At 62.1% G+C, this 22,354-nt stretch carries 15 protein-coding genes; 6 read left to right on the top strand and 9 right to left on the bottom strand.

What is annotated here, in order from left to right; translation table 11 throughout:
* Nucleotides 1-18: 18 nt before the first annotated feature.
* Nucleotides 19-1,167, bottom strand: a complete 1,149-nt coding sequence (locus B9N93_RS08585) for a hypothetical protein (RefSeq protein ID WP_085212727.1) — start codon at nt 1,165-1,167, stop codon at nt 19-21.
* A 515-nt stretch (nt 1,168-1,682) separates the two neighbouring features.
* On the opposite strand from B9N93_RS08585, the gene B9N93_RS08580 reads away from it, so the two are divergent.
* The 4 genes from B9N93_RS08580 to mtaB all read left to right on the top strand — a co-directional run bounded on the left by B9N93_RS08580 (nt 1,683) and on the right by mtaB (nt 8,858).
* Nucleotides 1,683-2,822, top strand: a complete 1,140-nt coding sequence (locus B9N93_RS08580; RefSeq protein ID WP_085212726.1) for a hypothetical protein — start codon at nt 1,683-1,685, stop codon at nt 2,820-2,822.
* Between the two features lie 16 nt (nt 2,823-2,838).
* Nucleotides 2,839-4,734 (top strand): Ig-like domain-containing protein, encoded by a 1,896-nt coding sequence (locus tag B9N93_RS08575; protein ID WP_085212724.1) that lies wholly within the window; start codon nt 2,839-2,841, stop codon nt 4,732-4,734.
* Between the two features lie 34 nt (nt 4,735-4,768).
* On the top strand, nt 4,769-7,456 hold the full coding sequence (locus B9N93_RS08570) for a PKD domain-containing protein (protein WP_085212723.1): 2,688 nt from the start codon (nt 4,769-4,771) through the stop codon (nt 7,454-7,456).
* A gap of 124 nt (nt 7,457-7,580) precedes the next feature.
* Nucleotides 7,581-8,858, top strand: a complete 1,278-nt coding sequence (gene mtaB / locus B9N93_RS08565) for a tRNA (N(6)-L-threonylcarbamoyladenosine(37)-C(2))-methylthiotransferase MtaB (RefSeq protein WP_085212721.1) — start codon at nt 7,581-7,583, stop codon at nt 8,856-8,858.
* 78 nt (nt 8,859-8,936) lie between these two features.
* On the opposite strand, the gene B9N93_RS08560 is transcribed toward mtaB, so the two are convergent.
* Together B9N93_RS08560 and B9N93_RS08555 are read right to left on the bottom strand one after the other, a co-directional pair.
* Nucleotides 8,937-10,325 (bottom strand): sigma 54-interacting transcriptional regulator, encoded by a 1,389-nt coding sequence (locus B9N93_RS08560; RefSeq protein ID WP_085212720.1) that lies wholly within the window; start codon nt 10,323-10,325, stop codon nt 8,937-8,939.
* A 304-nt stretch (nt 10,326-10,629) separates the two neighbouring features.
* Nucleotides 10,630-11,700: a hypothetical protein gene (locus tag B9N93_RS08555; protein ID WP_368655808.1), complete on the bottom strand. Its 1,071-nt coding sequence runs from the start codon at nt 11,698-11,700 to the stop codon at nt 10,630-10,632.
* A gap of 375 nt (nt 11,701-12,075) precedes the next feature.
* Here B9N93_RS08555 and B9N93_RS08550 point away from each other — a divergent pair, with 375 nt between their 5' ends.
* Entirely contained in the window at nt 12,076-12,819 is a 744-nt protein-coding gene (locus B9N93_RS08550) for an ABC transporter permease (RefSeq protein ID WP_085212716.1), read from the top strand.
* Nucleotides 12,816-13,544 (top strand): ABC transporter ATP-binding protein, encoded by a 729-nt coding sequence (locus B9N93_RS08545; RefSeq protein ID WP_176225196.1) that lies wholly within the window; start codon nt 12,816-12,818, stop codon nt 13,542-13,544. Before B9N93_RS08550 ends, B9N93_RS08545 begins: the two co-directional genes overlap by 4 nt.
* A gap of 138 nt (nt 13,545-13,682) precedes the next feature.
* Here the strand turns inward: B9N93_RS08545 and rpoS are convergent, their stop codons facing one another.
* The 6 genes from rpoS to B9N93_RS08510 form a co-directional block, all read right to left on the bottom strand.
* Entirely contained in the window at nt 13,683-14,672 is a 990-nt protein-coding gene (gene rpoS / locus B9N93_RS08540; RefSeq protein WP_085212711.1) for an RNA polymerase sigma factor RpoS, read from the bottom strand.
* A gap of 775 nt (nt 14,673-15,447) precedes the next feature.
* Nucleotides 15,448-16,440: a dihydroorotate dehydrogenase-like protein gene (locus B9N93_RS08535; RefSeq protein ID WP_085212709.1), complete on the bottom strand. Its 993-nt coding sequence runs from the start codon at nt 16,438-16,440 to the stop codon at nt 15,448-15,450.
* Nucleotides 16,441-16,527: 87 nt separating this feature from the next.
* Nucleotides 16,528-20,115, bottom strand: a complete 3,588-nt coding sequence (gene nifJ / locus B9N93_RS08530) for a pyruvate:ferredoxin (flavodoxin) oxidoreductase (protein ID WP_085212707.1) — start codon at nt 20,113-20,115, stop codon at nt 16,528-16,530.
* Nucleotides 20,116-20,179: 64 nt separating this feature from the next.
* Nucleotides 20,180-20,728, bottom strand: a complete 549-nt coding sequence (locus tag B9N93_RS25970) for a BrnT family toxin (protein ID WP_217807283.1) — start codon at nt 20,726-20,728, stop codon at nt 20,180-20,182.
* An 86-nt stretch (nt 20,729-20,814) separates the two neighbouring features.
* Nucleotides 20,815-21,189 carry a helix-turn-helix domain-containing protein gene (locus tag B9N93_RS08515; protein ID WP_085212705.1) on the bottom strand — a complete coding sequence of 125 codons (375 nt, stop codon included), beginning with the start codon at nt 21,187-21,189 and terminating at the stop codon, nt 20,815-20,817.
* A 248-nt stretch (nt 21,190-21,437) separates the two neighbouring features.
* The gene (locus tag B9N93_RS08510) at nt 21,438-22,256 is read right to left on the bottom strand and encodes an RpnC/YadD family protein (RefSeq protein ID WP_125468897.1); all 819 of its coding nucleotides are present in this window, start codon (nt 22,254-22,256) and stop codon (nt 21,438-21,440) included.
* Nucleotides 22,257-22,354 lie beyond the last annotated feature (98 nt).

Here is a 22,354-nt window from a genome sequence, read left to right as displayed (position 1 = left end):
ACCCGCCCCGAACCAGACTTACTTGGGGGTGCCGCTGAACTGGATGGTGAAACTACGCGCCCTGCGGTCCACATTCTTGTAGCGGTCCCAATCGGTGGCGGTGGCGGCGCTGCCGTTGAGGCAATTGCCGCTGGCGTCGGTCGCGCAACCTTCCGGCCCCATGCCGGTCAGCTTGGCGTCGGCCAACAGCTGGGTATAGTCAACCTTGTTGGCACCGCCTACGATCAGGGTATAAACGCCCGGCTTGGTCAGCTTGATCCTGCCGGAATCCAAGGTGTTGCCGGTGGTATTGGCCGCGCCGCGCACGAACTCCAGGCAAGCACTGTGATCGGTCAGCGAGGAACCATCGCCGTAGGTCACCTGGGTGACGCTGTTGGCCATCCAGAAGCCGCCCGCGCCGCTCGGGCAGGTACCCGGCGTCTTGAAGCCGCCGTAGGTGCCCATGTGCTGGGTGGTGCCTGCCGCGATGGCTTGGCTGGGCAAGTTCAAGGAACCGGCATCGGTCGTATAGGGGCGGTTATAGATCGCGTTGCCTTCAGACGTGACGGCTCCCGTGCCGATGAAACGGAACTTCTTGTTCGGACCCGTGATATAGGTTTTCTGGCCGGCCGGCAGGGACGCCTGGGCCCAGGAAGACCATTGGGCGAAGCCGGTGTTGAACGCACCGTAGGCACCGTCATGGGAAAGATGCGGCACCGCGCCATAGAACAGGTTGTAGGCCGGGTTCAGGGTGTCGATAGGCACAGTGCCCAGGGTGCTGCCCGGCATCGTGCTGGTGAAATCGGCGTTGGCGTTGCCGGTGATGGTGAACTGGATAACGGTGGGCTTGGAGATATAGAACCACATGAAGCGGTTGTCGTGGCTATTCCCCCAGAATGTCGCGTTGTGGCCTCCCAGCCAGCCGGCGTTGCCGCTGGCGGTGATGCTGGTCACCGCGCTAGCGCAACCCGCGCCTTGGCAGGAAGCGGTGCCCTTGTTACTGGCGGCCACATGCATGACGGTTTCCTCGGCGACGGTACCGCCATTGCCGCCCGGGTTGGTACCGGAATCGTCGTACAGCGCGTGGCCATAGCTGACATGGGCGGAAACCTGGCCGGAAGCCAGGAACAAGGCGGTCATGGCGCCCGCGATTTTCGCGGCGCGGAAAAGCTTCGTGTTGTTTTTCATAATAAACTTACCTAGTCGCTGTGTTGTGTGGGTTTTGTGTATTGCACGATACGGCGATGTCCGTGGCGCTCAGCGCCCCGCTAAGGTCGAGCGCCGCGGTCTTTCCCCCTCCTCCCACGCCGAATCCACGACCCGCCGTCCATCTCCCCAGTCCCACCGTTAGGCGGCCGTGGCAGGCGGCACCGTCAAGCCGGATTCAGCCGGAAAAAGCCCACAGGCACAAACAATTAACATGCCAGATACACCGCTACCGGGGCGTGCGCTACCGACGCCTTACTTATAGGCGGACTCAACACTTTGTTTCCGCGAACCCTTTCCGATCCGGGGGCACCCGCTTCCGGGACTTCCGGCAGTCCCCGGGCCGCCGCTTATGCAGTACCCCTCCGGTTGGATCGGGCCAGGGATATGCGCCAAATAACACAGCACATGCGCTATTTGGCGAATTTCGCAAGACGGTGGATTTTGTTAGATTATTCATGTACTTAACACCACCCAGCCCCCCGGAACCTCCGACCATGCGCAAACCCTTTTTCCAAGCACGGGCCCTCCTCCGCTTCCCGGTTTCCAGGCCGCTCGGCAAATCCCTGGTGGCCGCGCTGGTGCTAGGCATCGGTGGAGCCGAACCCAGACTCTTCATCGACGGCGTTACCGCCGCCACCACCAAACCCGACCCGGTCCCGCCCACCGTGGTCATCACCGCAGCCGACGGCTCCTCCGTCAAAGGCATCGTCGCCGTCAAGGAAGGCGAGACCGTGACCCTCGATATCAAGGTCTACGACCCCAGGGACACCCAGGGGCTGTACCACGATTTCAGCCTGCAAGCCCTGCCCGCGAACACCCCGCCCGGTGCCAGCCTGGCTTTCAACGCGCTCAAGGGGCTGGGCCGCTATACCTGGACCGCCGCGGCGGGCGACGCCGCCCGCTACCCCAACACCACCATCACCTTCGTCGCCAGCAACACCTACCTCGGTGGCACCACCAAGCAACAAGTCACCCTGTCGCTGGGCGACCTCCCGACCCCGGTCTTCTCCACCGCGATCCCGACCCAACAAACCGCCGAGGTCGGCAAGCGGCTGAAATTCCCGCTGACGGTGAGTTCCCCCAGCAGCAAGGTACGGATCAAGGCCAGCCGCCTGCCGCCCGGCGCGACCCTCGGACCCACCCGCAAAACCCCCAACACCCAGCAATGGACCGCCGTCCTCAAATGGAAGCCCAAGGCCAAGCACACCGGCCACAGCTACACCACGACCTTCACCGCCATCGGCAAGAATGGAAGCACCGCCCTGCAATCCACCCTGGGCGTCACCTTCACCGCCGCCACCCTGCTCATCCAGCAAGCCCGGTGGAACGCGGACAGTTCCCAACTGACCGTGACCGGCAAGGGACCGAAGGGCCAAAGCATCAGCCTGGGCTTCAGCCCCGACGGCACGGCGCTCACCAACGTCCCGATCAGCGTGGACGGCCAAGGACTATGGAGCCACAGCCTCCAGGTCGAAGCCGCCAACGCCCCCTGCGCGGTCCAGGCCCGGACGGGCAACCAAACCGCCACTCTCGCGGTGGATTCGGCCCCCGCGGCCTGCGTGGCCACGCCGGTCTGTACCGACCCCGCGCAATGGCACCCGGAAGACAACGGCGTACCCGCCCAATGCATGTAACCAGAGGAATCGAACCATGAAAACGAACAAGATCATCGGCGCGGGCTTGGCCCTGGCGGGACTGGGCGGCTGGACGGGAACGGCGTCGGCGCACCTCGAATACTACGACTTGAACAAGGGCTACCAGATCAAAGACCGCTCCGACCGGACGCCGGGCGATAGCCGCACCGCCCTGCCCACGCTGGACACGACCCACGACGAAAAGGTCGAAGGCGGCGGGACTTGGCAAATCACCGAAGCCACCGCCGACACCCCCCGGACGGTCTCGGTCACGGTGGACGGCGTGAAGCGCTTCTCCTGGATCGCCGGCACCAACCCCAGCCTGGGCGATAGCCACGCGGTGCAATTCTTCAACTTCCACCTGGACCAACCGGCCTATGTCAACATCACCTGGACCCAAGGCGACGACGGCCTGGACCCGGCATTCACCCTATATCGGGGCTTGCTGGTCTACTACGGCCACGACGACACCGAATCCGACCCGCTGAATCCCCTGGACGCCGCGTTCGCCCCCACCCAGAACGACAAGGACACCGGTGCGGTCGCCGATGTCCAAGGCATCGTCTCGCCGTTCCGCGACACGGTTTCGCCGCAATCGGCCAGCAACAACTTCCAGTTCTACCAAGGCCAATTCAACGCCCTGGATGGCTGGAGCCAAGGCCGCACCGACGGCGATTGGTGGAGCGCGGTCCAATACCTCACCCACCGCAACGACAACCACGGCGGTTTCGAGACCCTGAGCAACCAGCTCCTCCCGGCGGGCGACTACACCATCGCGGCGGGCGGCGCGGCCTGCAACGACAACGCCACCAACAACGCCTGCCGCACCCCTTCGCTCAGCGCCACCCTGACCTACAGCAACTCGGCCACGCCCATCGCCGTCAACACGCCACCGGCCTTCGTCAGCGGCACCCCCGCGTTCACGGTCCTGTCCGGTACCACGGTGGACCTCACCGCCAACCTGCACGTCAGCGACACCGACAGCGGCCAAACCCTCACCTGGACCCCCGTCACGGCCCCGGCCCATGGCAGCCTGGGCTTCAGCAACGTCACCGCCCAATCCGGCAAGACCGATATCACCCCTTACTGTAGCCCACTCATCACCGTGGCCAGCATCGACCCCTTAGACTCCTTATCCAATACCGATAAATGCAGCCTGACCTATACCGCCGACAGCGGCTACCAAGGCACCGACACCTTCACCCTCCAGGTCAGCGACGGGACCGCCAGCGCCGCCCGCAGCTTCACCATCACGGCGGGCGACCCGCTGGTCGCCCCCGGCGTCGCCACCCAGCAAAGCGCCACCGTCGGCCAACGGCTGATGCTGGACCTACCGATCAACACCTCCGGCAAAAAGCCCCTCCTCAAAGCCAAAGGACTGCCGCCGGGCGCCACGCTCGGCCCGGTCCGCAAAAAGGACGGCCAATGGGTCGCCACCCTCAAGTGGAAACCCAAGGCCAAACAAACGGGCCGTAGCTACACCGCGAGCTTCACCGCCAAATCCAAGATCGACGGCAAGCCCACCCAATCCCAGCCGCTGAGCCTCACCTTCACGGCCCAGGCCGCCGGCGCTTCCCAATCGCTCGCCATCACGGCGGCGCAATGGAACGCCGCCAAGGAACAGTACACCGTGAGCGGCACCGGACCCACCGGCCAGGCGATCACCCTCGGCTTCCCCGATGGCACCCGACTGACCGGCATCCCCATCACCGTGGACGGCGGCACCTGGCAATACACCGGCAGCGTCGAGGCCAGCAATGTCCCCTGCGCCCTGCTCGCCCAAGCCAATGGCGAATCCGCCACGCTCGCCCTGGCCGGAGCCCCGGCCAATTGCGCCGCCAAGGGTCCCACCTGCCCGGACGGCACCGCTTGGGCGGCGGAAACCTCCAGCATGGCCGCCATGTGCATGTGAAGCCCAGGCCCAGCCAAACACGAGCCACCGGACCATGAACAAAAACCTGCAACCCCTGGCCCTCGCCATCGCCGCCGCCCTCGGCGGCCCGGTGGCCCAGGCCCATGTCGCCAACCACGACCTCAACCAAGCACCCAGGCCGGTCACCACCGCCAACGGCCACACCATCGCCGACCCTTGCGCCGATGCCGCCAGCCTGTGCCAGAGTTCCAACAACTTCACCCGCTACGGCTGGGAAGGCGGCACCACGCCCTTCCTGGAAGATAGCCATTACGTCACCACCAACGCCGACGAGTTCGATTTCCACCTCGACCGGCCTGCCACCGTCACCATCGAAGTCCGCGCCGACAGCGTGGACGGGGCCACGCTCAATCCGGCGCTCAGCGTCTACAAGGGCATCATGCCCCTAGGCGCCCACGACGACGAGGCCAACAGCGACCCGCTGAACCCCACCGACAACAGCAACGTCAACTACCCGCCCATCGCCAGCCCCAAGGACGCCGCGCCAGGCGACCCCAACATCGCCCAATTCCTGGCCCTGCCGGACTACACCACCCCGGCCAACCCGGCCTGGACGGCAGCGGTCGCGGGCCAATACGCCGCGCTCTATACCGCCCATAACGGCTACCGCGACACCTTGAACCACACGCCGCTGGGCGATTACTACGCCTCCTACCACGGCCAGTTCGACGCCTTCGGCGATTGGAGCATGGCCAACGACGACGGCGAGTGGGCCGAAATCCACTACATCGCCTCGGTCAGCGAAACGCCTTGCAGCGGTCCGAACTGCGGCACCACGACCACGGGCGGCTTCGAGAACCCCGGCCATGTCCAGGGCAACGCCGGACTGACAGAAACCCTGACCCTGAAACTGGCGGCGGGCGATTACGCCATCTGGGCCGGGGGCGAATCCGGCGTGTGCAGCCAGGGCCAGGGCCGCGGCACCTGCTACAGCGTGGTCGGCGGCACCAAGACCGACACCCTCGACCCCACCATTCCCGGCGTCCGCGCCTATGCCACCGTGCGTATCACCAGCATCGTGCCCATCCCGCCCACGGCCAACGCCGGGGCCGATATCGCGGTCGATGAAAATACCGAGGTCACGCTGTCGGGCACGCAATCGACCGACGCCCTCGGCGGCCACACCCTCACCTATAAATGGACCCAAACCAGCGGTCCCACCGTGACCCTGCTCGATCCCGCCACCGGACTGGCCTCCAACAGCGTGGCGACCCCCCGCTTCACCGCACCCCTGGTCGATGCCGACACGGTCCTCGGTTTCGACCTGGTGGTCACCGACAGCGGCGGCGTCAACAGCTCGGCGGACAGCGTGGCCGTGACCGTGCGCGACAACGCCAGCGGTAGGCCCAGCGCCGACGCCGGCGCGGACCAAACGGTGGACGCCGGCGCGACCGTCACCTTGGACGGCAGCGGCAGCAGCGACCCCACCCCAGGGCAGGCCGCCAACCTGATCTACCACTGGCAACAAATCGGCACCCCCGCCGTCGCCCTGAGCGCCAACGACAGCGCCGCCGCCCAACGGACCACCTTCACCGCGCCCGACGTCGCCGCCAACACCGTATTGAGCTTCAGCCTCACCGTCACCGACCCCGATGGCAACGACAGCGCCGATCCCGCCACCGTCAACATCACGGTGAAAAAGCAGAACCACGCGCCCGTCGCCGACGCCGGCGACGGCCAGACCGTCCGGGCCGGCAGCCTCGTCACCCTCGACGGCGGTAACAGCCAAGACCCCGACGGCGACAGCCTCGGCTACGCCTGGACCGCCCCCGCCGGGATCACCCTATCCGACCCCAAGGCGCAAAAACCCACCTTCACCGCGCCCTTGACGCTGGCGGGCCAAACCTTGACCTTCTCGCTCAAGGTCGATGACGGCAAGCTCGACAGCGCCGCCAGCCAGGTCGCGGTCAAGCTCACCGCCGACAACAATCCACCGACGGTGGCGATCATCCCGCAGACCCTACAGGCCAGCCCAGGCGACAGTGTGACCCTGAACGCCAGCGTCACCGACCCGGACGGCGACGGCATCGCCAGCTACCTCTGGCAGCAAACCGGCGGCACGCCCGTGGTGCTGGACAAGGTCGATGGTCCCAGCCTCAGTTTCACCGCGCCCAACCCATCCGTGGTGGACGGCAGCAGCACCCAGCTGAGCTTCAGCCTGACCGCGACCGACGCCTTCACGCCCAACCCGCTCTCCACCACCGCCACCACCAACGTGGGCGTGACCCAAAACCTGGGTTTGTTGGATTGCTCCACCGCGACGGCCCAACCCGCCCGCCTGTTCCCGGCCAACAAGGGCATGAAATCCATCGCCATCGTCGGCATCACCACCCCGACCCACTTCGTTCCCACCGGCAGCTACACCGTGGACATCACCGGCGTCACCGCCGACGAGCCGATCAAGGCCAAATCCTCGCCGTATTGGCTGCGGGCGCTGGGCCTCGCCCATGGTACCGGGCCCGCCGCCGTGATCGTCCCGGCCAAAGCCGGCAGCGCCCAGGACAGCGTCCTGCTCCGCGCCGACCGCAAGCGGGGCAAAGCCGCCAATGGCCGGGTCTACACCGTGTATTTCACGGCCACCCCGCCCACCGTGGATGGGGGAGCGGGTTGTTCGGGGACGGTGACGGTCCAAGTCCCCACCGCCCGCAACCGTGCGGCCATCGACGACGGCCAGAACTTCACCCCACAGGGCAAACGCTAGGAACGGGCCATCCCGCGGCCATCCCCACCCGGCCCGCCACGATGGCGGGCCGTTTTTTTGCCATGCCCTCAAGCCCCCGCCCGTTATAATCCCCGGTTCCCCAACCGATCCCCCTTTCCCAGCCATGCGCATCCATTTCAAAACCCTGGGCTGCCGCCTCAACGAAGCCGAACTCGAAACCTGGGCCCGGCAATTCCAAGCCGAGGGCCACCGCGTGGTGGACGAGGCCGAGACCGCCGACCTGGTGGTGTTCAACTCCTGCGCGGTCACGCAGGACGCCGTGCGTAAATCCCGCCACCTCCTGCGCAAAACCGCACGGGAAAATCCCGCCGCCAAGCTGGTCCTCAGCGGCTGCTACGCCACCCTGAACCACGAGGAGGCGGAAGGACTCGGTGTCGATCTGGTGATCGCCAACGCCGACAAGCACCGGCTGGTCGAAATCGCCCGCGACCGGCTCGACCTTCCCACCCGGCCCGCGCTGGCCACCGAACCCGGAGAAACCGCCTTGTTCCGGCTGGGGCGGCACCGCGCCTTCGTCAAGGTGCAGGACGGCTGCCGTCACCGTTGCACCTATTGCATCGTCACCGTGGCCCGCGGCGAGGAACGCAGCCGCCCCATCGCCGAGATCGTCGAGGAAATCGACGCCCTGCACCGGCAAGGCATACAGGAAACTGTGCTGACCGGGGTGCATCTCGGCGGCTATGGCGGCGAGATCGGAACGGACCTCGCCGGATTGGTCGCGGCGGTGCTGGAGCAAACGGCAATTCCGCGCCTGCGCCTGGGTTCGCTGGAACCTTGGGATATTCCGGCGGGCTTCGTGGAGCTGTTCCAGAATCCCCGGCTGATGCCGCATCTGCACCTGCCCTTGCAGAGCGGCTCCGACACGGTGCTGAAGCGGATGGCGCGGCGCTGCCGGACCGGGGATTTCGCGGCACTGGTGGCGGGCTTGCGGGCGGCGGTGCCGGACATCAACATCACCACCGATTTGATCGTCGGCTTTCCCGGCGAGAGCGCGGCGGAATGGGCGGAAACCCTGGAATTCGTCGAGCGGACCGGCTTCGGGGCCATCCATATCTTCGGTTTCTCGCCACGGACGGGGACGGCGGCGGCTTCGATGCCGAATCCGGTGCATGGCGAGGTGAAACAGGCGCGAGGCCGGGCCTTGCATGCGCTGGCGGAGCGGCAGCGGCGGGAAACCTTGGCGCAGTACGTGGGGCGGGAGTTTCCGGTGTTGTGGGAAGGCGTGCGCCGCGAGGACGATGGGCGCGGGGTGATTTACGGGTATACGCCGAATTATCTGCGGGTGGGGATGGCGGTTTCCGGGGAGTGCGATTTGAGTTATCGCGTCACCACGGTGCGGGTAATGGGTTTGGCGGATGGGGGGGATTGCCTTTGGGCCTGAACCCGCATAGCCCGGATTCCGTTTCACTTCATCCGGGCTACGCCACTCATCCAAGCCGCACCCTTATCGATAAATCCCCTACCCCACCACATCCGAAACCTCCCCTTCCGGCCCTTCGGGAAGCGTCTTGAACAAAGCCGGATTCATCCCATGCCGGTTCAACAACCGATAGAACTCGGTGCGGTTGCGCTTGGCCAGCTTGGCGGCCTGGGTGACATTGCCATGGGTCATCTGCAACAGCCGGATCAGGTAATTGCGCTCGAACTGGTCCCGCGCCTCCTGCAAGGGCAGGAACGCGGCGGGTTCGTCCCGCAGCGCCCGTTGCACCAGGGTCAGCGGAATCAAGGGCGTGGTGGACAAGGCCACGCATTGTTCCACCAGATTGCGTAACTGCCGCACATTGCCCGGCCAATCGAAACCCACCAGCATCTCCATGGCCTCGGGCGAAAACCCCTTGACCCGGTCGCCATAGGTCTCGGCCAATTCCCGGATGAAATGCGCCGCCAACAGCGGAATATCCTCCTGGCGCTGGGCCAGCCGGGGCAAGCGCAAGGTCACCACATTCAGCCGGTAATACAGGTCTTCGCGGAAATTCCCCTCCGCCATGGCCTTGTCCAGATCGGCATGGGTGGCGGAAATAATGCGGACATCGACCGTTTCGTCCTCGGTGGCCCCGACCGGGCGCACCTTCATCTCCTGCAAGGCCCGCAGCAGTTTGACCTGGAACGAGCGCGGCATGTCACCGATCTCGTCCAAGAACAAGGTGCCGCCATCGGCGGCGCGGAACAAGCCCTTGTGGTCGCGGGTCGCGCCGGTGAACGCGCCCTTGCGGTGGCCGAACAATTCGGATTCGAGCAGGTTTTCAGGGATGGCGCTACAGTTGACCGCGACGAAGGAACCGTCGCGGCGGGTGCTGGCGTCGTGGATGGCGCGGGCGAGCAGTTCCTTGCCGGTGCCGCTCTCGCCGCCGATGAACACGCTGGCCTTGCTCTGGGCGATGCGCTGGGCCTGGCTCAGGAGTTCTTCCATGGCCGGGCTTTGGGTGAGGATGGCTTTGCGCCAGAGGTCCGGGTCCGCGCCGCCGCTCTCGACCAAGCCGATGCGGGTGGCTTCCTGGATCAGTTCGACCAGTTCCTCCTTGTCCACCGGCTTGGCCAGGAAGCCGAACACCCCGCGCCGGGTGGCGTGGACCGCGTCGCCGATAGTGCCATGGGCGGTCATGAGGATGACGGGCAAGGTGGGATATTGCGAATGCAGGGCGTCGAACAGGCCCATGCTGTCCATGGCTTCGCCGCCGAGGTCGGCGACCACCACATGGGGCCGGAACACCGACACCCGCGACAGCGCCGCCACGCCGCTGTCCACCGTTTCCAGATCGAACCCCGCAGCGGTCAGGCGCAGCGCCAGCCTGCGCAGCGCGTGGATATCGTCGTCCGCCAACAAAACCCGCGTCCGTGTTTCTACCATCGTCGTTCATCCTGGTGTTCGCCCCGGACGGCCAGGAAAAAACCGCCGGATGCGGGCGTCCGTGATCGCTTCGGACCATGGCGGGCTTCGGGGAACATGCGCCGCACGGCAAGGATGGCGACCTTGGGACCGGACGCCGGGCGGGGCTTGGACAGCCCGGTTCCCGGCGCAATCTTCCTTGATTCGCGGGCCATACTAACACGGTGCGCCGGGCCTGGATGGGGTCCACCCCGTCCCAGGGAACCCGGCGACTCCCCACCGCACGGACCCGCCGAATGCTGGGCGCAACCTCCGCGCCCCGCCATCAATCGGAGCGACGACCCACCACGAATTCCCGCTCCCAGAAAACCCCGCTATCGTCCTCGTCGAACCAAGCCACGGCTTCTTGCACCAAGGTTATACGCAGCAGGTACCGCCCCTCGGCGGCGGGAGCCAGCACATGCGCCGCATATTCCCCGACCGATCCCGTCGGCAAAGGCTTATTAAACTGGGTCCTCTCGCCATCGAAAACAGCCATATCCCCGGTATCCACAGCAATCCAGTGGTAGGCGATATTCACTGGATAAAGCCCAAACGACGCCAGCATGCACCCCGAATCGTTGACAATTTCCACCCCGACCGTAAACCTTTCGCCAGGGCGTGGATTCCCGGTCGTATAAACCCCACAGATACGTATACAGCGCCGTTGCTCCGCAGGTAAGGGCGTACCATACAACGGCTTTTTCAGTTCCACGCCTTGATCCGCCCCAACCACGGTTCCGGCACGCGAAAATTGCTCCATCCGCTCCTGGAAGAGTTCGCAGGCGAATTGGTAAAGCTCCAGGTCCAACCGGAGTAGCTCATGGAGCTTGGCGAGGGTTTCCTGGGACAGATTTGAATCCTGTTGGCGATTGGGCGACTCGTTCAACCATGGCAGCATGGCCCGCTCCCAACCAAACCGCGCACACAGCAAAGCCGCCGAATCGACGGCCCGCTCGGCGATACCCACATAGGCCATACGCGCAAGCCGGTCCTTGGCCGTGGCGAGGATCGTCTTGTCATCCCGGCGCCGGGCATAGCCGCGCACGGTGGCCCGGCCATAATCCACCGGGTCCGCCGCCAATCTGGCCCAATCCAAATCGACCGCCAGATAAAGGGTTTGAGCATTCACAAAATCCCACTGGGTATCGGTATCCGAGATAAAATCGTCGAAACTCCACCCCGCCTCCACCACCTCCCGATGGCGGTAGGCATTAGGATCATGCTGGACATGCCTATACCAAGATTGGGTGCGCGCGAAAGGATGCCTGAGCAGGGTCATATAATCCACATCGAAACCCAGATACCGCTCGACACCATACCAAAAGTGTCCTCTGAATAAACGGTATCCGATCAAATCGGCCTTATCCAAACCGAACAATTGTGGTAATAAATACGCCGGACACACCACCTCAGGCTCATAAAAAGAGCTGATCAATGACGAAAAACTCGTGCCCGCGGTTTTCGGGATGTGCAAAAAATACAAAGGGACCATTCGGACCGCTCCATTACATCATTAAAAAACTCTTGGAACTCCGCATAATAACGGGAAACCGGAACCACCTCATCCAGGGCGTAACCCTCGCCGGAATCCAGGCCATGAACGGCAAAGCAAAGATCGCCGATACAGGACCCGCAGTTATTCACCGCATCCCCTAAGGCCTTAAAATAGCGCCTCCCGGCGGAGCGGCGAACCCGGTCCCACCCCATCCCGGAATAGCATCCACCGACCATGCCCAAAATCCTGACCCATCCCCTGGCCTCCATCGCCGCCTTCGGCCTACTGTGGCAGCTCGCCGCCCTGGCCGCCGCCCATCCGGCCTTGCCGACACCCTCCACGGTCGCGGCGGTGCTGCTGGCCGAAATCCGCTCCGGCCAATTGCCCTACCACCTCGGCGTCACCCTGGCCCGACTCGCGGCCAGCTTCGTGCTGGCGATGGGCTTGGGGACCGCCCTCGGCATCCTGCTGGGCCGCCATCCCAAGCTGGACCGCTTCTTCGATAGCTGGCTGGTGTTGTTCCTCAACATCCCGGCCCTGGTGACCATCATTTTGTGCTATGTCTGGTTCGGGCTGGTGGAAAGCGCCGCCATCGCCGCCGTGGTCGTCAACAAGCTGCCCAATGTCATCGTCACCGTGCGCGAGGGCACCCGCAACCTCGACCGCGACCTGCTGGAAATGGCCGGGGTCTACCGTTTCGGGCGGCTGAAAACCCTGCGCCATGTGATCTGGCCCCAGCTTTATCCCTTCGTCATCGCCGCTTCGCGCACCGGCCTGGCCCTGATCTGGAAAATCATCCTGGTGGTGGAACTGCTGGGCCGCAGCAACGGCATGGGCTATCAATTGCACCTGTTCTTCCAAATGTTCAACGTCCCGGCCATCCTGGCCTATACCCTCGCCTTCGTGGTGGTGGTGCAATGCATCGAACTCTGGGTCTTGAAACCCTTGGACCGCCACGCCGCTAGGTGGCGGCGATGACCGAGGTCCATATCGCGATCCGCGACAAAACCTATCGCGGCCAGTCGTCCGGCCCCACGCTGCGGGATTTGCGGCTGGAGTTGGCCTCGGGCGAATTCGTCTGTCTGGTCGGGCCTTCCGGCTGCGGCAAAACCACCCTGCTCAATATCCTGGCCGGGCTGGACCGTGATTACAGCGGAGAAATCCGCATCGGCGCGGCGGGAACCGTGCCGCGCATCGGCTACGTGTTCCAAAACCCGAGGCTGCTGCCCTGGCGCACGGTGCGGGAAAACATCGCCCTGGCCCTGCCCGCCGGGACGGACCCGGCCCATGTCGATCATCTATTCGAGGTGGTGGGCCTTACGGAGGCCCGCGATGTCTACCCGGAACGGCTGTCGCTGGGCATGAGCCGCCGGGCCGCCCTGGTGCGGGCCTTCGCGGTCAATCCCGATTTGCTGCTGATGGACGAGCCGTTCGTGTCTCTGGACCCGCCGACCGCCCGGCGGGTGCGGGAACTGGTGATCGCGCTGTGGCGGGAGCGCCCGCATACGGTGTTATTCGTCACCCATGATTTACGCGAGGCGGTGGAATTGGCGGATCGCTTAGTGTTCTTGGCGGCCGGCCCTGCGCGGGTGGTGGGCGAAGTGCGGGTGGATTTGGCGCGGGAAGGACGGGACGAAGGGGCGGTCGAGGCGTTCCGGCGGGGCTTGTACGAGGCTTATCCGGGGATACGGGCGTTGTTGTAGCGGGAGGTTTTTGCGAGATGAATACCGTGTTCGAAGAAAAAATCGGGGGAGAGTATCAGGCGGGAGGAAAGGACGGCAGCGAAGGGTGCGGAAGAATCCGGATCGTCCCTGACCCGGCCCAAGCAGGAAGGAAAAGAATCAGCTAAAAATCACCTCGGCGGTATAACCTGCGGTCTCCAGGATTTCGCGGAGACGGCGCAGGGTTTCCATCTGGATTTGCCGCACGCGCTCGCGGGTCACGCCCATCACCGCCGCCACCTCCTCCAGGGTCGAAGCCTCGAAACCCCTGAGGCCATAACGCCGCGATACCACTTCCTGCTGCTTATCGGTGAGTTGGTCCAGCCATTCGCCGATGCTGGACGCGATGTTCTCGTTTTGCAGCATATCGGGCAGGGAAGGCTTGTTCTCCTCGGTCAGGCATTCCACCAGCGACTTCTCGGAATCCTTCTTCACCGGCACGTCGATGGAGGTGACGCGCTCGTTCAGCTTGAGCATCTTTTCCACCGTCTTGATCGGCTTATCCAGATGCTTCGCCACATCCTCGGCGCTGGGATCGTGGTGCAAGCGGCTCGCCAATTGCCGGTAGGCCTTGAGGTAGACGTTCATCTCCTTCACCACATGGATCGGCAGGCGGATGGTGCGGGTCTGGTTCATCAAGGCGCGTTCGATGGTCTGGCGGATCCACCAAGTGGCGTAGGTGGAGAACCGGAAACCCCGGTCCGGCTCGAACTTCTCCACCGCCCGGATCAGTCCCAGATTGCCTTCCTCGATCAGGTCCAGCAAGGGCAGCCCCCGGTTCAGATAGCGGCGGGAAATCTTCACCACCAAGCGCAGATTGCTCTCGATCATCTTCTTACGGGCGGCCGGGTCGCCCCGCAGGGCCAGGTTCCCGTAGTATTTTTCCTCGTCGGCGGTCAGGAGTTGGGACGCGCCCAGTTCCTTCAAATAAAGACGGGTGGCATCGTACTGGTAGTCCGGCCCCACGTCGTCGAAATCGGAGTCGCTCCAACCGGAACCTTCCGCGCCGCTCTCATCCTCCACATCGACTTCTTCCACGAAGGCCGCGATCTCATCGAATAGGGCCGGCTCGCCATAGGGCTTCATTTCGTCGATGGCCTGTTCAGACATACCAAAGCTCCACAGGGATAGTTTGAAAGTAAACACTGGCTTTCTCCGGTCCGAATATGTCATCGATGTTTTAGCTAAGGGATGCCAGGACGCAAAAGGATCCCAGCGTAAAGCTATTGTGCATCGCGACACGGATGTCGGGTGTGAACTACCCAACAATTTCCACCCTCAAGACACCCATGCCCAGGACAGTGCATTCAGTACCGGCAGCGGGCGTAGAGGATTGGAAACCCGGAATGGCTTGGACCTTGTTACGGCCAAGCACAGAACTTCTTTAGAGATATTTTTCACCTTTTTCCGTCTCGTATCAAATTATTTATTTTGTGACGGATCGGTTAATAAACCCAAGATAGATGTCAACCTCGTATAACTACCCGTTGCCGCCGAAAAAAGCTTTTCCAAACCACTGCGGCGGGACCGGCCCGGTCATTCGGCTCAACCACGTCACAGCGCCGGTATCAACACAAAAATTTTTTAAAAACAAAAACTTGATCGACATTGGCAGCCATTTTCGGCATCGGTACGGCGCGGCGGCAGAATCAAAACGCAGGGGAATCATCAAGGCATGGACAACAGAATCCCCCCTTGGATCATCCGCTACCTGGCAGGGGTTGCAATGTCATCCAAGCCGACATTCACAATGGCTTTGGCGGGAAATTGGGACGGGTAAGTCATGGCGAGAGGGCCGGAATTTAGCTGGGGAATATCAGGGGGAAATCCACCGGCCTGGATTACCCCCGTAGAAATACCGGGTTATCTCCGTAGTAACCCTAGGTCAGCGGTAACTTTCGAGAATCTTGATGTAATTGGCCCGCTCGAAGGCCAGGGGATCGGCGACCTTGGCATGGCTCATGACCCCGCGCAAAGCGCTCACGGACTCGAAACCGCGCTCCCCGATCCAGGCTTCGAGCCCGATGACGAGTTGGGCGATATAGCCGGGGCCGTTGCGGAGCAGGGCCGCCGTGGTCATCACGGCATCGGCCCCGGCCAGGAGGTACTTGACCACTTCCAGCGAAGTCTCCACGCCGCGGGTCGCGCCCAGCGAAGCCTTGAGCTTGCCGTAGAGCAGCGCGATCCACAGCAAGGGCAGGCGAATTTCCCCGGCCTGGCTGAGTTTCAGCGTCGGGGCGACTTCCAGGGTGTCGATGTCGAAATCGGGCTGGTAGAAGCGGTTGAACAGGACCAGGGCATCCGCGCCCGCCGCGTCCAGTTGCTTGGCCATGTGGCCGAAGGCGCTGAAGAACGGGCTGAGCTTCATCGCCACCGGAATCGAAACCGCCTGTTTGACCAGCTTGAGACTGTCGAGATAGCGCTGTTCGACCTCCTGGCTGCTAACATCCAGATTGGCCTCGATGGCGTAGAGGTTGAGTTCCAGGCCGTGGGCACCGGCTTGTTGCAACTGGCGGGCGTATTCGATCCAGCCTTCGCTGGTGACGCAGTTCAGGCTGGCGATGATGGGGATATGGGTGGACTCGGCGGCGCGGCGCACCAGATCGAGATAAGCGTCGGGACCGACCGCGAAATCATCGCCCATCTCCGGGAAATAGCTCAGGGATTCGGCGAAGCTCTGCGACCCGTGGGATAGCAGCCGGTCGAAAGCGGCGTTCTCGTGGCGGATTTGCTCCTCGAACAAGGAAAACATCACGATGGCCGCCGCGCCGCCGTCTTCGAGGCGGCGGATGCCGTCGAGGGTTTCGGAGAGCGGCGAGGCCGAGGCGATGATGGGATGTTTCAGCTTCAGGCCCATGTATTGGGTGCTTAGGTCCATTCGGAATACCCCTTTAAAACGTTGTTGTATCGCCGGGCGCGGATTGCCAAGGTTGGCCTGGAAATCCGCGCCGTGCCGGATAGGCGGCTATTTCAGCTTGACGCTGGCATCTGGGTGGAACTGCGCCCCGCCCCGCGTCGCCATCTCCTCGTACACCTGCCATTTCTGCCGCAGCACCTGCTGGGCCATGCCCATCAGCTTCTCGTATTCCTCGGGATGGGTGCGGCTCAACATTTTGTAGCGCAGTTCGTTCTGGGCGTAGTCCTTGAACTTGATCCGGGGCCGCGGCGAATCCAATACGAAGGGATTCCCATCGGTTTCGCGCAGGGCCGGGTTATAGCGCAGCAAGGGCCAATAGCCGGAAGCCACCGCCCGATCCTGCTGCTGCAAGCCTTGGCGCATGTCGATGCCGTGGGCGATGCAATGGCTATAGGCCAGAATGATCGACGGCCCCGGATAGGCTTCGGCCTCGCGGAAGGCCAGCAAAGTCTGCTGCGGATTGGCCCCCATGGCGATGCGGGCCACGTAGACATTGCCGTAGGCCATGGCCTGCAAGGCCAAATCCTTCTTGGCGACGGTCTTACCGGCGGCGGCGAATTTGGCGACGGCCCCGAGCGGCGTGGCCTTGGACGATTGCCCGCCGGTGTTGGAATACACCTCGGTATCCAGCACCAGCACATTCACATTGCGCCCCGACGCCAACACATGGTCCAAACCGCCCGAGCCGATGTCGTAGGCCCAGCCATCGCCGCCGACAATCCAGATGCTGCGCCGCACCAGATGATCGACCACCGACAGCAAATCCTTGGCCGCCTCGTCGTCGCGCCGCAGTAGCGCGGCCTTGAGTTGGGCCACCCGTTCGCGTTGGGCGCGGATTTGGGATTCGGTGAGTTGTGGCGCGGCCAGGATTTCATCGACCAGGGCGGGCCGGTCCAGCGTGGCCTTGAGTCCGGTCGCTAGGCGTTGCGCCAAGCTCAAATGCTGGTCCGCCGTCAGCCGGAACCCTAGGCCGAACTCGGCATTATCCTCGAACAGCGAATTCGACCAGGCCGGTCCCCGGCCCTCGCTATCGGTGGTCCACGGCGTGGTCGGCAGGTTGCCGCCATAGATCGAAGAACAGCCGGTGGCATTGGCGACGATGAGCCGGTCGCCGAACAACTGCGAAAGCAAGCGCACATAAGGTGTTTCACCGCAGCCCGCGCACGCCCCGCTGAACTCGAACAGCGGTTGCAGGAACTGCGCCCCGCGCACCGAGGAGAAATCCACCCGGGCGCGGTTGTTGACCGGCAGGGTCTCGAAGAAACCGATGTTTTCGCGGTCCTTCGTCGGCAGCGGGTCTTTCGGTTTCATATTGATGGCTTTCACGCCGCTTTCCTTGAGGCTCTTGGCCGGGCAAACCTCGACGCACAGGCCGCAGCCGGTGCAGTCTTCGGTGTAGACCTGCAAGGTGTAGCGGGTTTCCGGGAAGCCGCGGGCGCTGATCGGCGCGGACTGGAAGCTTTCCGGCGCACCGGCGAGCTGGTCCTGATGGTAGAACTTGGCGCGGATCACGCTATGCGGGCAGACGAAACTGCAATTGCCGCATTGAATGCAAATCTCCGGCTCCCACATCGGCACGGACTGGGCGATGTTGCGCTTTTCCCATTGGGTGGTGCCGGACGGATAGGTGCCGTCCAACGGCACTTGGCTGACCGACAATTCGTCGCCGCGCCCGGCCATCATCAGGGCCGTCACCTTCCGCACGAAATCCGGCGCGTCCGGCGACACCACCGGCGGTAACTCGATGCGGCTGCTGGCCTCGGCGGGCACGTCCACTGCGTAGAGATGGGCCAAGGTCTGGTCCACCGCCTCGAAATTCTTCCGCACCACGTCCTCGCCCTTCTTGCCGTAGGTCTTTTTGATCGCTTCCTTGATCTTGGCGATGGCGGCTTCACGCGGCAACACGCCGGACAGCGCGAAGAAACAGGTCTGCATGATGGTATTGGTGCGCCCGGCCATGCCGGTATCCCGCGCCACCTTGGCGGCGTCGATCACGTAGAACTTGAGCCGCAAATCGATGATGCGTTGCTGCATTTCGCGGGGCAGCCGGTCCCAAACCTCGTCGGCACCGTAGGGACTGCTGAGCAGCAAAGTCGCGCCGGGCTTGGCGTTCGCCAGCACGTCGAGCTTTTCCACGAAGTTGAATTGATGGCAGCCGATGAAGCTGGCCTTCTGGATCAAATACGGCGCTTCGATGGGTTCCGGCCCGAAGCGCACATGCGACACGGTGCGGGAACCGGATTTCTTGGAGTCGTAGACGAAATAGCCTTGGGCATAGAGATCAGTGGATTCGCCGATGATCTTGATGCTGTTCTTATTCGCGCCGACAGTGCCATCCGCACCCAGGCCGAAGAACAAAGCGCGGACCACATTATCCGGCTCGATATCGAAACCGGCGTCGTAGTCCAGGCTGGTGAACGACACATCGTCGTGGATGCCGACCGTGAAATGGTTCTTCGGCTCATCCTTCTTGAGTTCGTCCAACACCGCCTTCGCCATGCCGGGATTGAATTCCTTGGACGACAAGCCATAGCGCCCGCCGATGATGCGCGGCAGGTTTTGCAGTTTACCGCCGAGATAGGCTTCGGCCAGGGTGGACACCACATCGCCGTAAAGCGGCTCGCCGGAAGAACCGGGCGCTTTCAGGCGGTCCAGCACGGCGATGGCGCGGGCGGTCTTGGGTAGCGCTGCCAGGAAATGTTCCGCCGAGAACGGCAGGCACAGCCGGACATGAATCACACCGACCTTTTCGCCCTGGGCCTCCAGGTGGCGCACGGTTTCGCGCAGGGTGTAGACCGCGGACCCCATGACGACGGCGACGCGCTCGGCCTCGGGATGGCCGTAATAATCGAACAGGTGGTACTTGCGGCCCGTGAGTTCGCCGAAGCGGTCCATGACCTGCTGCACGGTGGCGGGCAATTGGGCGTAGAACGGATTCACCGTTTCCCGGCCCTGAAAATACACATCCGGGTTTTGCGCCGTGCCGCGGATGAAGGGATTGTCGGGATTGAGGCCACGCGCCCGATGCGCCCGGACGAGGCTTTCGTCGATCATGGCCCGCATCTGGTCGTCGGGGATGAGATGCAGCTTGCTGACTTCGTGCGAGGTGCGGAAGCCATCGAAGAAATGCACGAATGGCACCCGTGTCGCCAGGGTCGCGGCTTGGGCGATGAGGGCCATGTCGTGGGCTTCCTGCACCGAGGCCGAACCGAGTTGGGCGAAGCCAGTATGCCGCACCGCCGCCACGTCGGAATGGTCGCCGAAGATCGACAAACCCTGCGCCGCCAAGGCCCGCGCCGCGACGTGGAACACCGTCGGGGTGAGTTCCCCGGCGATCTTGTACATGTTGGGGATCATCAACAGCAGCCCTTGCGAGGCCGTGAAGGTGGTGGTGAGCGCCCCGGTCTGCAAAGCGCCGTGGACCGCACCGGCGGCCCCGCCTTCGCTCTGCATTTCGACGACCAGGGGGATTTCGCCCCAGAGGTTTTTCTTGCCTTCGGCGGACCATTGGTCGGCCAGTTCGGCCATGGTGGATGAGGGCGTGATCGGGTAGATCGCGCAGACTTCGTTGACGCGGTAGGCGACGTAAGCGACGGCTTCGTTGCCTTCCAGGGTGATGACTTGGGATTGGGTCATCGGATTACCCCTTAGATTGGTGCTAAATAATAGAATGCGGTAGGCGGATAATTCAGTATCCGACTCAGCGCATGGCTTCGATCATGGCGATATCTTTCTTGAGCAAATCGTTGGCGACATCGGAAATAGAGATACCTTTGCGCGATGCGATAGCCGCGAGATAACGTTGTACTTCCTCATCCAGATAAATCGGTATATTGAACTTGAGGTCGGGATGATAAAACTTGCCCCGCGTCCCTTTGCTGAAGTCTATTTCAGCCGGGAGGTCGTCGTTTTGATCCAAAATATTATCCTGGTTCATAGCTACACCCATGATGTTCGGTTCTTCCGAGTAGTTTTGCTGTTCCCGCTTGCTTGCCAGCCTAGCGGATATAATTCGCACGATTGCATTGGACGGGCCAGTTACCTGATAGGTATGGGCGACCACTAATAACGTGAGACTTTGATCCAAACCCAAGGTATTCCAGCGTTCTTCATAGTCGCTATGCGCTACGTCATAAACCGTCAAAGCCAAGGGATCGCGGAAAACCTCGGAAGCCCGCTCAAAGCTAATGCCGTGCTTGCGGTAATTTATGTCGGCTTTATGTGGATCCCATTCGAAGTCATAAATCATAAGATCGCCACATCGCCACATATTCGTTCATACTGAACTTAAGATTCATTAACAAAAAAGCCGTGCGGCCATGAATATATCCAAACTTACAATTTACGTGAATGAAGGGTAGTAATCGCCCCCGATGCTACGCCATTAGATGTAGCAAGTGCTTTTTGCAAAAACTCTCCAAAAGTCCCATCTTTAAAATCGCCATCAATTATACTATTCGCCACATCGGGAAACTCGCGTAGCATATTCGCCCAAGCAATTGGGTCTTGCATTACCCGATTTATAGCTTTTAAATTTTGCGCTTTCAACCCATTAGATAAAAATCCCGTTAAGCTTTCCTGAGTAACACGCCAACTCCCTCCTATCTGTAAGGCAGATAAAGAACCATCCTCTATAAGTTCAACAACATCATCCGTGGAAACGCGGAGCAACTCGGCCACTTCCTCTGGAGTTAAAAAAATTTGGTTCATAACGTCGCGCCTCTATTAAATAAATATTAACATTTTATGCCAAGCATATTTCCGACTCATTAAGCACCCCCTTAGCCCACACAATAAGCACGCCTATATTTTCTGCAAAGACCGTAGGAACGATGTTAAAAGGGTTTCTTTTACAATCACGCCGCCCGCAACAAATCCCGATCCATGGAATACAAATACATATCCGCCACATAAACACCCTCGATATAATTCCGGCCTATCCGGGTATTGCCGCATGGTTATTGAGAGTTCTCAGTCCGCAACCGCTCAATCTCCACCATCGGTAATTTCGTAACTAACGCAATTTGCGTACTATCGAATCCCAGGGCCAGCATCGCTCTTGCGCTCTCTATTTTTTCTTTTGCCACCCCTTTTTCCTCTCCCAATTGCTCGCCCTTCTTCAGCCCCATCCGATAAGTCGGCAACTTCTCATATTCGATCTTCAACATCTCCAATTCCTCCTCGATATCCACTTCGAAATCACGGTTGCTGCCCAAGATTTCCAGCATCCGCACATATTCGCGCAATTTGCCCGGCTGGCCCCAGAATTCCCTGACCAAGCGCTCGAGAATCCCATGCACCAATTCACGCGGCGTCCGGCCCCGGAAATCGCAGAGTATCGCCAACACCCAGGCATCCGGCGCGTCTTGCCGTAATAAGGATTCCGCATCCACCCGGTGCATGTCGATCAATTCGTAGCGGTAGGCCAAACCGGGGAGGTTCAAGCCATCGGCCATGCCGAGCGGTTTCTTGCCGATATAGACCAGATATTGCCGCACCGGCAGGCCCGGATTCTCCAACAGGATGTCGGTCAGATAGCGCAGCATCCGCACCGGCATGACGGCGAGATTATCGTTCTGGATTTCGATGTGCAGTATGAAAGGCAGGCCATCGGCCAGGGCGACCTTGGCGACGAGATCGGCGCGGCGCTCCTCGACCCGCTGCTGCGCGGTTTCCAACAATTTGACCTCGACGACCGGCAGATGGAACAAATAGGTCGCGAAGTCGCGCACCAGCGCCTTGAAGATTGATTTGGAAAGGATGTCTTTGTCGCCCATGGGAAAGGTCGTGTGGTCCATCCTGTGTGAGGATAGCGGATAAATTCCGCACCGGCAGCGGGGACAACGGCGGACCCCGGCCCCGCCGGAAGGGGCCG

This window comes from Methylomagnum ishizawai, from assembly GCF_900155475.1.
In the GTDB taxonomy this organism is placed as follows: Bacteria; Pseudomonadota; Gammaproteobacteria; order Methylococcales; family Methylococcaceae; genus Methylomagnum; species Methylomagnum ishizawai_A.
Note: the sequence above shows the minus strand (reverse complement) of the source record. Positions and strands in the feature narration are given on the sequence as shown.